Below are 14,407 nucleotides of genomic sequence, written 5' to 3'. Positions count from 1 at the left end.
AGCATCGGACACCCGGGTTGACCGTTCACTGTGGACGGTCGGCCCGGGTTCCGTCGTTTCGGAGGTTTCCATGAATCTGCCCGAAGTCGTTTCGCGCGAAGAATGGCTCGACGCCAGGAGGAAGTTCCTCGAAGAGGAGAAGGCCTTCACACGGGCCAGGGACGAGCTGAACGCCAACCGGCGCAGGCTGCCGATGGTCCGCGTCGAGAAGGAGTACGTTTTCCATGGTCCTGACGGCGATCTGGGCTTGCCGGACCTGTTCGACGGCCGCCGCCAGCTGATCGTGTACCACTTCATGTTCCACCCCGACTGGGACGCAGGCTGCCGGGGCTGCTCGAAGGTCACCGACCACATTGGACACCTCGCGCACCTGCACGCGCGCGACACGAACCTCGTGCTGGTGTCACGGGCTCCGTCCGCGAAGCTCGAGGCGTTCAAGCGGCGGATGGGCTGGACGGTGCCATGGTTCTCGTCGCAGGACAGCGACTTCAACTACGACTACCACGTCACGCTCGACGAGTCCGTGAAGCCGGTCGAGTACAACTACCGGCGCTCGCCGGAGATCAGCGGGGACCGATCGGGGCTGAGCGTGTTCCTGCGCGACGGCGAGGACGTCTTCCACACGTACTCGACCTACGCGCGCGGCACGGATCTGCTGACCAGTACGTCGAATTACCTCGACCTGACGCCGCTGGGCAGGCAGGAGCACTGGGAGCAGCCTCCCGGACGCAGCAATTCCGGGCCTGGGGAATGGTGGCGGCTGCACGACGAGTACTAGAGGTCGTGAGTGGTATTGCCGGTTCTAACCGGCAATACCACTCACGAGCCCTTAGGCCACGCCGCTGTCCGGGAGGTCCAGCCACCACTGGCTGGCGCGGGCCCACTCGATCGTCTTGATCAGGCCGTCGCGCAAGGTGGTCTCGCAGGTCCAGCCGAGCACTTCGCGCGCCTTGGTCGCGTCGGGGACGCGTCGGGTCAGGTCCTCGTACGCCGGGCCGATCCGGACGGCCGTGTCGACCTCGGTGCGTGGCTCCGGGGCGCCGGTGAGCTCGGCGATGAGCCGGACGACCTCGCCGATCGTCGTCTCGGTCATCGAGCCGATGTTGAACGACTCGCCCGCCGCGTCCGGCGCTGTCGCCGCCAGGATCGTGCCGTCGATCGCGTCGTCGATGTAGGTGAAACACCGTGTCTGGACGCCGCGGTCGTAGACGACCATCGGACGGCGGTTCAGCGCTCGGTGCACCGAGCGGCTCACGATGTACGCGGGACGCTGACGCGGGCCGAAAACGTTGAAGTACCTGATGATCCGCGCGTCCAGGTCATGGTGGGCCGCGAACGCGAACGTCAGGTGCTCGGCCAGCGCCTTCGAGGTCGAGTACGACCAGCGGGCCGCCGACGTGGCGCCCAGCACCCGGTCGCTGTCCTCACGCCACGGCACCGCCGGGTTCTTGCCGAAGACCTCGCTGGTGCTGCTCAGCACCACCCGCGCGCCCGCCCGGTGCGCGAGCTCGAGCACGTTGCGGGTGCCGAGGAAGTTGACGTCGACCACGTCGAGCGGGCTCGACAGGTACTTGTCGACCCCGACCACCGCGGCCAGGTGGTAGACGATCTCGGTGCCCGCGCCGATGGCCTCGGTGAGGTCGGCCAGGTTCCGGATGTCGCCTGCCACGTAACGGACACCCTCGACCGGGTGCGACGGCGTGAGGCCGTCGAACACGGTCACCTCGTCGCCGCGTGCGACGAGCCGCTCCACGAGGTGGCTGCCGACGAAGCCGCAGCCGCCGGTGACCACCGCGCGGCTCATCGGCCGATCCCCCGGTACGCGTAGCCGAGCGAACGCAGCTCGGCGATCTTTTCCTTGCTGTAGTAGGCACGCCCGTCGAGCACGAGGCACCCGTCGGCCACCGGCAGCGTCGCGAAGTCGATGCCTTCGAACTCCCGGTGCAGCGCGAGCACGGCGACGCAATCCACGCCGTCGACGGCCTCGTCCAGGCTCGGCGAGAGCCCGATGCCGTACATCTGCTCGACCCGCTCGGGGTCGACCAGCGGGTCGTACAACCGCACCTGGGCGCCCGCCTTCGCCAGCGTCTCGGCGACGCCCTGGGTCGGCGTCGCGCGCAAGTCGCCGGTGTTGTTCTTGAAGGCCAGGCCGAGCACGGCGACCTTGGCCGTCGCCGGGTCCTTGCCGAGCCGCACCAGCTCGTCGACGATCACCTGCGCGGTGTACTCGGGCATGCCGGCGTTGACCTCGCGGCCGGTCACCGCGGTCCGGATGTCGACGCCGTGCAGATCGGCCGAGCGCCAGACCATCCACGGGTCCTTGGTCAGGCACGAGCCGCCGACGCCGACGCTGGGCAGCAGGACGTTGACGTTGCCGGCGCCCTTGGGGATGGTGTTCGTCGCGCTGATCACGTCGAGCACGTCGACGTCGTAGAGCGAGCAGAACTTGGCGAGCTCGTTGGCGAGCGCGATGTTCAGGTCGATCCACCAGTTGCTCGCCAGCTTGACGATCTCCGCCGACTCCAGCGAGTCGTGCGGGATGACCTGAACGCCCAGCGCGCCGCGCCAGAACTCGGCGGCGGCGGCCGCGCTTTCCGAGCCGAGGCCGCCGACGACGATCGGGAACGTCCGCAGCTCGCGCAGCGCGGTGCCTTCGGCGAGCCGTTCCGGGGTGTACGCGAGCCCGAAGTCGACCTCGCCGATCAGCCCGCTCTCCTCCAGCAGCGGGAGCACGATGTCGCGGGTGGTGCCGGGCGGCACGGTGCTCTTGAGCACGATCAGCTGCCCCTTGCGCAGGTGACGGCTGAGCTCCGCGCACGCGGCGCGCAGCTGTTCGTCGGCGAGCGAGCCGTCTTCGAGCACCGGGGTGCCGACGCTGATCAGGACGACGTCCGCGTCCGCCAGGCCGGACGGGTCGTTGCTCACCCGCAGCGTGCCGGCGCCGAGGCCGTCGAAGATCAGCTTGGGCAGACCCTCCTCTTGGAACCGGCAGTGCCCCTTGGCCAGTTCGCCTGGCAGCCGGGGGTCGGTGTCGACGGCGAGCACATCGAAGCCGCGATCAGCCAGCGTAGCGGCGATGCACGAGCCGACATAGCCGAAGCCGATGACCGCCACCGATGGTTTTTCGCGGCCGGACAGAAAACGCATGTGCGTCCCCAATCAATAGTGCCCGTCTCGGTCTGTGATCCTTGTGCGGACGGCTTCGCCGCCGCGTCTCCTGACTTGCCGGTACCGGCGTCAGCGGCGGGTGCCCACGAAGAGTCCGCGTCCGAGCGGGCCGCCTTCGACGTACTCGGCGTCGATTCCGGCCTGTGCGAACGCTTTTTCATAGCGGGCCTGCTCGAACAGCGAGAGCAGGCCGACCTCGGTCACATGCCGCAGCCCGCGCTCGGCGTCCGCGATGGCCATGTGGACGGTGATCTTCGTGGCGTCGCCCTCCCTGACGGAATGCGAAAGCCGGACCATCTTTCGTCCGTCCACTTCAGACACTCCGCTCGCGACATAGCCGTCGATGAAGTTCTCGGGGAACCACCACGGTTCCACCACGAACGTGCCGCCTGCGACGAGGTGCTCGGCGAAACAACGCGCGGTCGCGTCGAGGCCGTCCGGCCCGCCGACATGGCCGATCGAGCTGAACATGCACGTGACGGCGTCGAACTTCCGCCCGAGGTGGAAGTCGCGCATATCTCCTTGGTGCAGCGTGAGTTCCGGGAAATGCACCCGGCCGGCCTTGACCATGCCCTCGGACAGCTCGACACCCTCGGTGTGCGCGAACAGCTGATTGAACCGGCGCAGGTGCGCGCCGGTGCCGCAGGCGACGTCGAGCAGCGAGTCCGCGCCCGGCGTCCGCTCACGGATCAGCCGGGTGATGTCTTCGGCCTCGGCCGCGTAATCCTTGCCCTGGCCTTCGTAATAGGACACATAGACTTCGGAGAATTCGTCACCGTACATGATATCGATCGTCACACCGGCGCCGCGCCATCACATCTCGCGGCATGCTCAGTCCGCGCAACCTCAGAGATGCGGCATGCTCCCCGCGCGCGGACCATGGCAAGCGTGAAACACGACCTCGACGACCTGGCCCTGTTCGGCGGGCGGAAGGCATTCCTGACGCCGTTGCACACCAACCGGCCCAATCTGATCGATCGAGCACGCCTGTTCGACAGGCTGAACTGGGCGCTGGACAACCAGTGGCTGTCCAACGGCGGGCCGCTGGTGCTGGAGTTCGAGGACCGCGTCGCCGAGATCGCCGGCGTTTCACACTGCGTCGCCACCTGCAACGCCACGGTCGCGCTGCAGTTGCTGGTGCACGCCGCCGGGCTGACCGGCGAGGTGATCATGCCGTCGCTGACCTTCGCCGCCACCGCGCACGCGGTGCGCTGGCTCGGGCTGGAGCCGGTGTTCTGCGACATCGACCCGGACACCGGCTGCCTCGACCCGAAGCTGGTCGCCGCCGCGATCACCCCGCGCACGTCCGCGATATTCGGCGTGCACCTCTGGGGCAGGCCCTGCGCGGTGGACGAGCTCGAAAAAGTGGCCGCGGACAACGGGATCCCGGTGTTCTTCGACGCCGCGCACGCGATCGGCTGCACCACCGAGGGCAGGCTCATCGGCGGTTTCGGCGCGGCGGAGGTGTTCAGCTTCCACGCCACGAAGGTGACGGGCGCGTTCGAGGGCGGCGCCGTCGTCACCAATGATCCGGAACTGGCCGACCGGGTGCGCGCGCTGCACAACTTCGGCAAGGGTCTGAAGACCGTGGTCGACGCGGGCGGCACCAACGGGAAAATGAGCGAGGCGGCCGCGGCGATGGGCCTGACGTCGCTCGACGCCTTTCCCGCCACCGTGCGGCACAACAAGTCCAACTACGATCTTTATCTCGCCGAACTCGACCCGATCGAAGGTTTGAGTTTCTTCACCCATGACACCACGGAAAGCAACAATTTCCAGTACGTGATCATGAATGTCGACGAAAGAGTCACCGGCATTTCCCGTGATCTGCTTCTGGAAGTACTCAAGGCGGAGAACGCGATCGCGCTCACCCCGATCGGCTCACCGTCGTGCCATCAGCTGGAGCCGTATCGCTCGCGCGGGCCGGTGAGCCTGCCGCACACCGAGGCGATGGTGGCCAGGGTGATCGCGCTGCCGAGCGGCTCGTCGGTGTCCCATGAAGAGATCAGGCGCGTCTGCGCGCTCATCCGGTTCGCGGTCGCGCACGGAACCGCAGTGACCTCCCGGCGGAAGGACACCCCATGACCGCGTTCTGGACCGCACCCGATCCCCGCGCCGCGCTGCGCGACCTGCTCAGCACGGCCGCCCCGCGCGCGGTCGCCGACGCGGACCTGCTGCTCGCGCTCACGCACAAGTACGGCAACAGCCCGTTCACCACCCTGGAGACCGCGCGGCGCGAACTGGCCGTCGACCGCGTGGTGTTCGAGCGCCTGCTCGACACCTTCGACAGGGTCCCGGAACTGCGCGCCGCGGTCGTCGCGGGCCCGGCGGGGAAATACTGGTCGAACACGGTGCTTCCGCTGGAGAGCAAGGGAATCGTCGACAACATCCTCGAACGCCGGACGGTGACTCCCCACATCGTGGCGCTCTACCCCGGCCCGACGTGCATGTTCCGCTGCCACTTCTGCGTCCGCGTGACAGGTGCCCGGTACGAGAATTCCTCTTTGGACGCCGGCAACGCGATGTTCGCGTCGGTGATCGACGAGATCCCGAACGACAATCCCTACGCCATGTACGTTTCCGGCGGCCTCGAACCGCTGACGAACCCAGGTCTAGGCGGGCTCATCGCGCGTGCGGCAGGGCGTGGCTTCAAAATGGTGTTGTACACCAACGCTTTCGCGCTGACCTCGCAGACGCTCGAGCGGCAGCCCGGCCTGTGGGACCTGCACGCGGTGCGCACGTCGATGTACGGCCTCAACGACGAGGAGTACGAGGAGACCACCGGCAAGCGCAAGGCTTTCGGTCGAGTGAAGGCGAATCTGCTGAACTTCCAGAAGCTGCGTGCTACGCGTGAACGCCCTGTCCGGCTCGGGTTGAGCTACATCATCCTGCCGGGGCGCGCGTCCCGCCTGACGCAGCTGGCCGACTTCATCGCCGAACTCTCGGACGCGGCGCCGGACCAGCCGGTCGACTTCCTGAACATCCGCGAGGACTACAGCGGCAGGCCCGACGGCAAGCTCCCGCCGGGCGAGCGCGCCGAACTCCAGGACGCGTTGAACACCTTCGCCGAGCGTGTCGCTTCGCGTATCCCCTCGCTGGACGTCGACTACGGCTACGCGCTGCACAGCATCCGCTCCGGCACCGAGGCCGAGCTGATCCGGATCAAGCCGTCGACCATGCGGCCGGGCGCGCACATCCAGGCCGGGGTGCAGGTCGATCTCCTGGGCGACGTCTACCTCTACCGCGAGGCCGGTTTCCCCGGGCTGAAGGGCGCCGAGCGCTACATCGCCGGCCGGATCGGTCCCGGCACGACGCTGTCGGACGTGGTGGCGAAGTTCGTGGCCGACGACCGGCAGATCGAGCCGCGTGACGGTGACGAGTACTTCCTGGACGGGTTCGACCAGGCACTGACCGCCCGTTTGAACCAGCTGGAGACCGATATCGCCGATGGCTGGCATACGTCCCGCGGATTCCTGCGCTGAGCCTTGCTGCTGGGCGCTTCTTGTGAAGTCGCCCATCTCGTGTCGACTGAGCGCACAAACGCCACTTATGCAACGCTCAGCGACACATAAGCCCCGTTCGTTCCTTCCAACCCGCCCCAAAACTCACGCAAAAGCGACAATGTGGGGCGAAATCGCCAGCATGAGTCCTTTGTGGACATTTGTGGGCTCCCAGGGCGAAGGTTGACAATCGCGAAACCCGAGTTTGGGCCATTGAGCTGCCTGAACTCGGGTTTCGCGTGTCCGTGAAGCCGACTTTGCCGGGCCCCTGTATCCGGCCTTGGTCAGGGCCTCCCTCACCAAATCGGCTTTAGTGAGGGCCTCCCTCACCCAACCGGACCTGGTGAGGGAGCCTTCACCCAATCCCGCTGCGTGAAGGCTCCCCTCACGAGCCACAGCTGCGTGAAGGCTCCCTTCACAACCCGGCCAGAAAAGGAGTGAGGGCCGCCCGGGTTCCTGGTTCCCTGGCGGCCCTCACGGTTCGTGGGGTCAGCTGGCGCGGCCGAAGAGTCCGATCGCGTCCGTCTTGCGCGGGGTCGCCAGGTGCTGTGCGGCGATCTCGTAGTTGTCCAGGTTGTGGTAATAGCCCGGCCTGGCGTCGAAGATGAAGCTCGTCTCCTCCTCGATCGGGCCGTCGGCGAGGGTGGCCTCCCAGTTCTCCAGCGCCGCGGGCATGTCGTAGGGCAGGGAGACCAGGTCGCTCTGGTACCACTCGGCGCCGTTGCGCTCCGAGATGTACCAGCCCTTGGGGAGGTCGCCGTCGGGGATGACGTAGACCTGCCTCGACCACGACTCGAACTCGTACAGCGCGACGGCGAACTTGCGCCACTCGGCGGGGAACATCGGGACCGCGACCTCGTGCCACCACTCGCGGACCAGGTCCTTGAGTTCGGTCTGGCTGTGCAGTGACCGCAGTGCCTCGGCGATCGCGGGCGACTCGGCGAGTACCGGGATCTTGCTCAGCAACGCGACCGCGGACGGGTCGATGGACTTTTCGAAGTACTCCTTGACGCTGCGGATCGCCTGTGACTGGGTCACGCCGGCGATGTCGAACAGCGGCTGCCAGACGTGGCGCAGGAACTGCTGCTCGCCGAGCACGCGCGCCCAGAAGACGAAGCGCTGCATCTCCAGATTTTCCGCGAGGGTGGACGTGCGGTTCGCCAGCACGTACTCGAAGTCGTCGTCCTCGCCGCGGATCGTGACGAAGCCGTGTACCTCGCGATTCTCCACATAGGACGTGTTGGGCAGCAGGAGCATCGGGTACACCGCGATGCGCGAGACCTTCTTCGCCAGCCGGTCGTAGCCTGCCAGGAAGGATTCCGGCGTCTCGCCCGGCGCGCCCCAGATGAGCTCGCCGTAGCATTCGAGGCCTTCTTCGGCGAGCCAGTCGACCAGGCTTTCCCACTGGTTGACCTTCATGTTCTTGCGGAGCATGTTGGTGAGCGCGGCGTCGTCGAGTGTCTGCAGCGCGAGCGTGAACAGGCTCTGCATGCCGTGCTCTTTCAGTTTGCGCACGATGTTGAAGAACCGCGCCGACTTGTTCTTGGCCCAGCTGGTGATCAACGCCTCGGGGTAGCCGTACTTCTCCTTGGTCTTGATGACCAGTTCGACGAATTCCTCGTCCGCTTCGAGCAGGCCGAAGTTCGAGTCGCACAGCACGAGCGACGGCGCCTTGTGGTAACCGAAAAGGTCGACTTCCTCGGCGAGACGCTCGGTCGAGAACGACCGCATCTTCTGGCCGGTGGCGCCGCCCCAGTAACAGAACGAGCACTTGTACGGGCAGCCGCGGTTGGTCTCCATCAGCGCGACGTCGTACCGGAAGTTGCCCGCCCCGTCGGACATCGGGATCGCGCCGGTGAGGAACGGCGACGGGACCACGTCGAGATCGTTGATGCGGTCGCGGTCGGGCGCGGTGTAACGCGTGCCGTCGGGCCTGCGGTAGGACAGGCCCTTGATGTCCACCGGGTCGAAGGGCTCGCCGCGGTGCTCGAGCAGGTAGTGCGTGAGCTCGTGGAACGTGTGCTCGCCTTCGCCATTGACGACCATGTCGATCCACGGCATCTCACGGAACACGCGCTCCGACTGGTACGCCACGTGGTTGCCGCCGAACACGACGAGGCCACGCGGGTTGATCTGCTTGAAGGTTTCGGCGAGCGCGCCGAAACTGCGGTAGTTCCAGCCGAGCACCGAGAACGCGAGCACGTCGGGGATGTCACCGCCGAACAGTGCCATGGCCATCTCTTGCAATTTCTGGCCACCACGGAAATTGCAGATCTCCGCGACGACCTCGCCGTCCAGGCTGCGGTCGGCGTCGATCACCGCCTTCAGATAGCCTACGGCCAGCGGCATCGAGTCGACCGGCATGTCCCAAGCACCTTGCTGAACCAGACGGATTTGCAGCATCTTCTCGGCCTCCCTGCTTGCCAACAGCGCATAACGGTAGTCATTTGAGAAGAAATCCACTTCTCCGTGGGTGCCTATTACCACTGCCCCAGGCCACAATTTCTTCGAATGTGCCTAATATGCGGACAAAGGTGACAAAGAAGAGGAAGTTCACCCGCTCGCCGGTAGCCTCGAGCCCGAGCGATCGCCTCGAAACGGAGTGTGGATATGTATGACATCGACGTCGCCGAGGTCTGGGACCCCGTTTACCGCGGGCGCGGGCGGGACTACGTGGCGGAGGCGGCCGAAGTCACTGCACTGATCCGGGAGCGCAAGCCCGACGCCATCAGCCTGCTCGACGTCGCGTGCGGCACCGGCGAGCACCTACGCAGCTTCCGTGACCACTTCGACCGGGTCGCGGGTGTCGAACTCTCCGAGGACATGATCGCCGTCGGCCGCGTCCGGTCGCCGGAGCTTTCCCTTACCCAGGGCGACATGCGCACGTTCGACCTCGGCACGAGGTTCGACGCGATCTCGTGCATGTTCAGCTCGGTCGGGCACCTCGACACGCCTGCGGAACTGGCCGTCTCGTTCAAGCGGTTCGCCGCGCACCTGGAGCCCGGCGGCGTGGTGATCGTCGAACCGTGGTGGTTCCCGTCGACGTTCCTCGACGGCTACGTCACCGGCGACATCGTCGAAACCGGCGGCCGGACCATTTCCCGCGTCTCGCATTCGTCACTCGAAGGCGGCAAGAGTCGCGTCCAGATCCATTTCACGGTCGCGAGCCCCGGCGAAGGAATCCACCACTTCACCGAGAGCATCCTCATTTCGCTGTTCACCCAGGAAGAACACGAAGCCGCGTTCGAAGAAGCGGGCTTCGCGGTCGAATACGTCGAAGGCGGCCCCCAGGGCCGTGGCCTGTTCGTAGGTGTACTCAAGTAGGGAGCCACCCCATGTGCGGTATCGCCGGCTGGGTTTCGTTCGAGCGCGATCTACGCCGGGAACAGGCGACTCTAGACGCGATGACCGACACGATGGCCGCACGGGGCCCGGACGAACGGGGGACGTGGGCCGACGAGCACGCGGCGCTCGGCCATCGCAGGCTGGCGATCATCGACCTGCCCGGCGGCAGGCAGCCGATGACCGCCGAGACGCCGCGCGGCAAGGTCGTGATGGTGTATTCCGGCGAGGCCTACAACTTCGTGGAACTCCGCGAGGAGCTACGCGCGCGCGGCCATCACTTCACGACGAAGTCCGACACAGAGGTCGTGCTGCGCGGCTACCTCGAATGGGGCGAGGCGGTCGCGGACCGGCTCAACGGCATGTACGCCTTCGCCATCTGGGACGCGGCCGAGCGCAAGCTGGTGCTCATCCGCGACCGCATGGGCGTCAAGCCGCTCTACTACTACCCCACCGCCGACGGCGCGCTGTTCGGCTCCGAGCCCAAAGCGATCCTCGCGAACCCGCTCGCCAAACACGTGGTGGGCGCCGACGGCCTGCGCGAGCTGTTCGCGTTCGTCAAGACCCCCGGCGACGCCTTCTGGCAGGGCATGCGGGAGGTCAAGGCGGGCAGCGTCGTCACGGTCACCCCGAACGGGATCTGCGAGCACGTCTACTGGCGCCTGCGCACCCAGGAGCACACCGACGACCAGGCCACCACGGTCGCACGGGTCCGTGAGCTGCTGGACGACATCGTGCGCCGCCAGCTGATCTCCGACGTGCCGCGGTGCACGCTGCTCTCCGGCGGGCTCGACTCGTCCGCGATGACCGCGATCGCGGCCAGGCACCTCGGCGAGTCGGGCGAGGTCGTCCGCAGCTTCTCGGTCGACTTCGAGGGCCGGACCGACGGCTTCGTCGCCGACAAGATCCGGCCGGACGCCGACACCCCGTTCGCGCACGAGGTGGCCAGGTGGGTCCGCTCAGACCATCAGGACATCGTGGTCGACGCCGCACACCACGCCGATCCGGCCATCCGGGGTCACGTGCTGCGCGCCAGGGACATGCCTGCAGGCAACGGCGACATCGACACCTCGCTCTACCTGCTGTTCCGCGAGATCCGGCGGCATTCCACGGTCGCGATCTCGGGTGAGTCGGCGGACGAGGTGTTCGGCGGCTACCTGTGGTTCTCGGATCCGGTGGTCCAGCAGGCGGACACGTTCCCGTGGCTGGTGCACTGGGCCGAGTACTTCGGCGACGACACCCAGGTCCTCACCCCTGCCGCGCGCAAAGCCCTCGATCTCGACGGCTATCTTCGCGACAACTACGCGGGCGCGGTGGCCGGGATCGAGCGACTCGACGGCGAGAGCGAGTTCGAGTGGCGGCAACGCAAGATCAGCCACCTGCACCTGACGCGCTGGGTGCGCGTGCTGCTCGATCGCAAGGACCGCACCAGCATGGCCACCGGCCTGGAAGTCCGGGTCCCGTTCTGCGATCACCGGCTGGTCGAGTACGTCTACAACGCGCCGTGGTCGTTGAAGACCTTTGACGGCAAGGAAAAAAGCCTGCTGCGTGCCGCTACCGCCGACCTGCTCCCGCAATCGGTGCTGCAGCGCAAAAAGGCGCCGTATCCGTCCACACAGGACCCGAGCTATGCCGCGGCGCTGCGGGTGGAGGCCCGCGATCTGCTGGCCAACCCAAGCCATCGGGTTTTCGATCTGCTCAGCTACAGCTGGCTGAAGAACTGCGTGTCCGAGCAAGCGCCACTGGCGACTTTGGCCTCACGCGCCGCGCTGGAGCGAGCACTCGATCTCGCGCTGTGGTGGGACATGTATTCGCCGGAGGTGGCGTTGTGAGCACTGACCCTCGCAGGTGGAAAGCACTCGCGGTGTTGTGTGTCGCCAGCCTGTTCATCACGCTGGATTCGCAGATCGTGACGCTGGCGCTGCCGTCGATGAAGGAAGACCTCGGGCTCTCCAACGACAGCATGCAATGGGTGCTGAGCGGCTATCTGCTGAGCTTCGGCGGTCTGCTGCTGCTCGGCGGCCGGTCGGCTGACCTGCTCGGCGCGCGCCGGGTGTTCATGATCGGCACGTTCCTGTTCCTGGTGAGCTCGCTGCTGTGCGGGCTGGCATGGAGTGCCGGCATCCTGCTCGGCGCCCGTATCGCACAGGGCATGTCCGCGGCACTGATGGCGCCGAGCGCGTTGTCGATCCTGATGACCACGTTCACCGAGCCCGCCGAGCGCAACAAGGCACTCGCGTTCTGGTCGGGCACCATGGGTTTCGGCGCGACCGCGGCGCTGCTGGCCGGCGGCCCGATCACCGAATTCCTTGGCTGGCCGTGGATCTTCCTCATCAACATCCCGGTCGCCGCGGCGCTGCTGGCGTTGAGCCCGCGGACACTGCGGGAAAGCAAGCCGAGCCAGGGCAAGCGGGCCTTCGACCCGGTCGGCGCGCTGACGATCACCGTGGCGCTCGTCGCGGCCGTGTTCGCGATCGCCGAGGCGCCGCGACGGGGCTGGGCGGATCCGGTGACGATCGGCATGCTGCTCGGCGCGGCCACGCTCGTCGGGATCTTCGTGCTGGTCGAGCGGCGCTCCGAGGCCCCGCTCGTGCCGTTGCGGATCTTCCGCTCCCGCGGCCTGGTCGGCGGGAACCTCGTGATGCTGCTGCTCGGCGCGTCCGCGTTCGGCATGGCACTGGGCACTTCCCTGTACGGCCAGCAGGTTCTCGGCTATTCGGCCGTGGTGTTCGGCCTCGGCTTCCTCCCGATGACCGTGGTCAACATCGGCGGCTCGGCGCTCGCGCAGTCGATGGTCGCCAAGTTCGGCGTCCGGGCGGTCGCCGCGGCGGGCCTGCTGCTGATCGGCGGCGGCTGCCTCCTGCTGACGACGATCTCGGCGGACGGCGGCTATTGGACCGACCTGTTCCTCGCGCTGGTGATCTTCGGGCCGGGATTGGGCGCCTGCTTCGTGGCCGCGTCGATCGCCGCGCTCAGCGCGGTGGCGCCTGCCGAGTCGGGGCTCGCCTCCGGCATCAACACCGCCGCCTTCCAGATCGGCGGTGCGATCGGCGTCGCGATCGTCACCTCGGTCAGCACCTCCTTCGCGACCTCGCCGGAGCCCAAGGTCGCCATCACCGAAGGACTGCGCGCGGGATTCGGCGTCGTGGTCCTGTTCGCATTTCTCGGTGTCGTCGTGACTTTCACCCTGCTTTCCCCACCGCGTCCTGCCAAGATAATTCCTTTGGAGCCAACGCGGAGTGGAGAGAGATGAATTCGCCGAAGGTCGTATCACGGGAAGAATTTACTGTCGCCCGAAAGAAACTCCTCGAGAGCGAAAAAGAACTGAGCCACCTGCGGGATCGGGTGAACGCCGAGCGCCGCGCGCTGCCGATGGTCGAGATCGACAAGGACTACGTCTTCGACGGCCCGGACGGCCCGCTCTCGCTCCTCGACATGTTCGAGGGACGCAAGCAGCTCATCGTCTACCACTTCATGATGCCACCGGGCTCGGATCACCTGTGCCCCGGCTGCACCATGCTGTCCGACAATGTCGGCCACCTCGCCCATCTCCATGACCGCGACACCACGTTCGTCGCGGTGGCCCGCGCCCCCATGGCCGAGATCACGCCGGTCAAGGAAAACATGGGCTGGACTTTCCCGTGGTACTCCTCGGAAGGCAGCGACTTCAACTACGACTTCCACGTGAGCCTGGACGCCGACGTCGCCCCGATCGAGTACAACTACCGCACGGCGGAAGAACTCGAAGCGGCAGGCCTGGACTGGATGCTGACCGGCCCCGGCGATTGGCACGGGCTCAGCGTGTTCCTCCGGCGCGGCAAGCGCGTTTACCACACGTATTCGACCTATGCCCGTGGCACGGATCTGCTGAACGGCACGTTCAACTACCTCGACTTGACCCCACTCGGCCGTCAGGGCGACGGATTCTTCTCACCGTCTCGCACAGGAAAGGAGTGATCGACGTGGAAGGCCGCTACGCCGAGGGAACCATCGAAATACTCACCTACGACGACCACGAGCTGGGTCCGCAAGACCCCGGTGGCATCCGGCTGCTGTACACGATCACCGAGTACCACTACACCGGCGAGATGAACGGCACCGGCTACCACGCCTACCTCCAGCGCATCGGCCCGGCGGGCAGCGGCCCCTTCAAGGTGATGGCGCGCATCGTCGGCAGCCTCGGCGGCAAGAAGGGCACCTTCATGACCGAAGGTTCCGGCACCCGCGGCCCGGCCGGGCCGATCGACGTCGACTGGCACATCGTCCCCGACACCGGCACCGGCGAACTCGTCGGCGCGACCGGCACCGGCACGGTCACCACCACCGACGACGGCGTGGTCCGGTACACCCTGTCCTACAGCGTGTAGGGGGTCGTGAGTGGTACGGCCGGTTAGAAC

General features: G+C 66.7%; 12 protein-coding genes. 8 read left to right on the top strand and 4 right to left on the bottom strand.

From position 1 onward, the window contains the following. The first annotated feature begins 70 nt into the window (after positions 1–70). On the top strand, positions 71–778 hold the full coding sequence (locus ACFV15_RS08950) for a DUF899 domain-containing protein (RefSeq protein WP_378349640.1): 708 nt from the start codon (positions 71–73) through the stop codon (positions 776–778). A 51-nt stretch (positions 779–829) separates the two neighbouring features. Here ACFV15_RS08950 and ACFV15_RS08945 read toward each other — a convergent pair whose 3' ends face one another. The 3 genes from ACFV15_RS08945 to ACFV15_RS08935 form a co-directional block, all read right to left on the bottom strand. Next, positions 830–1,804, bottom strand: coding sequence for an NAD-dependent epimerase/dehydratase family protein (locus ACFV15_RS08945; protein ID WP_378349639.1), 975 nt, complete (start codon positions 1,802–1,804; stop codon positions 830–832). After that, complete coding sequence (locus tag ACFV15_RS08940; RefSeq protein ID WP_378349638.1) at positions 1,801–3,147, bottom strand: nucleotide sugar dehydrogenase; 1,347 nt, start codon at positions 3,145–3,147, stop codon at positions 1,801–1,803. The genes ACFV15_RS08945 and ACFV15_RS08940 overlap by 4 nt, the downstream gene beginning before the upstream one ends. 90 nt (positions 3,148–3,237) lie before the next feature. Further along, positions 3,238–3,951, bottom strand: coding sequence for a class I SAM-dependent methyltransferase (locus ACFV15_RS08935; RefSeq protein WP_378349637.1), 714 nt, complete (start codon positions 3,949–3,951; stop codon positions 3,238–3,240). Between the two features lie 105 nt (positions 3,952–4,056). Between ACFV15_RS08935 and ACFV15_RS08930 the strand changes: the two genes are divergently transcribed. Both ACFV15_RS08930 and desII read left to right on the top strand, forming a co-directional pair. Then, a complete protein-coding gene (locus ACFV15_RS08930) occupies positions 4,057–5,253 on the top strand; it encodes an aminotransferase class I/II-fold pyridoxal phosphate-dependent enzyme (RefSeq protein ID WP_378349636.1) in 1,197 nt (398 codons plus the stop codon). Further along, a complete protein-coding gene (gene desII / locus ACFV15_RS08925; protein WP_378349635.1) occupies positions 5,250–6,650 on the top strand; it encodes a dTDP-4-amino-4,6-dideoxy-D-glucose ammonia-lyase in 1,401 nt (466 codons plus the stop codon). The genes ACFV15_RS08930 and desII overlap by 4 nt, the downstream gene beginning before the upstream one ends. Before the next feature lie 507 nt (positions 6,651–7,157). Here the strand turns inward: desII and ACFV15_RS08920 are convergent. Beyond that, entirely contained in the window at positions 7,158–9,071 is a 1,914-nt protein-coding gene (locus tag ACFV15_RS08920) for a KedN5 family methylcobalamin-dependent radical SAM C-methyltransferase (RefSeq protein WP_378349634.1), read from the bottom strand. A 207-nt stretch (positions 9,072–9,278) separates the two neighbouring features. Between ACFV15_RS08920 and ACFV15_RS08915 the strand changes: the two genes are divergently transcribed. From ACFV15_RS08915 to ACFV15_RS08895, 5 genes are read left to right on the top strand one after another with little or no spacing between them, the layout of a single operon-like run. Continuing rightward, on the top strand, positions 9,279–9,992 hold the full coding sequence (locus tag ACFV15_RS08915) for a class I SAM-dependent methyltransferase (RefSeq protein WP_378349633.1): 714 nt from the start codon (positions 9,279–9,281) through the stop codon (positions 9,990–9,992). Between the two features lie 11 nt (positions 9,993–10,003). Next, positions 10,004–11,842, top strand: coding sequence for an asparagine synthase (glutamine-hydrolyzing) (asnB, locus tag ACFV15_RS08910; RefSeq protein WP_378349632.1), 1,839 nt, complete (start codon positions 10,004–10,006; stop codon positions 11,840–11,842). Further along, positions 11,839–13,263: an MFS transporter gene (locus ACFV15_RS08905; RefSeq protein WP_378349631.1), complete on the top strand. Its 1,425-nt coding sequence runs from the start codon at positions 11,839–11,841 to the stop codon at positions 13,261–13,263. The genes asnB and ACFV15_RS08905 overlap by 4 nt, the downstream gene beginning before the upstream one ends. Continuing rightward, positions 13,260–13,967: a DUF899 domain-containing protein gene (locus ACFV15_RS08900; protein ID WP_378349630.1), complete on the top strand. Its 708-nt coding sequence runs from the start codon at positions 13,260–13,262 to the stop codon at positions 13,965–13,967. Before ACFV15_RS08905 ends, ACFV15_RS08900 begins: the two co-directional genes overlap by 4 nt. Continuing rightward, complete coding sequence (locus ACFV15_RS08895; RefSeq protein WP_378349629.1) at positions 13,964–14,377, top strand: DUF3224 domain-containing protein; 414 nt, start codon at positions 13,964–13,966, stop codon at positions 14,375–14,377. The genes ACFV15_RS08900 and ACFV15_RS08895 overlap by 4 nt, the downstream gene beginning before the upstream one ends. The last annotated feature ends 30 nt before the right edge of the window (positions 14,378–14,407 follow it).

This window comes from Amycolatopsis sp. NPDC059657, from assembly GCF_042734395.1.
In the GTDB taxonomy this organism is placed as follows: domain Bacteria; phylum Actinomycetota; class Actinomycetes; order Mycobacteriales; family Pseudonocardiaceae; genus Amycolatopsis.
The sequence above is the reverse complement of the archived record's forward strand: the minus strand, read 5'-3'. Positions and strand labels throughout refer to the sequence as shown.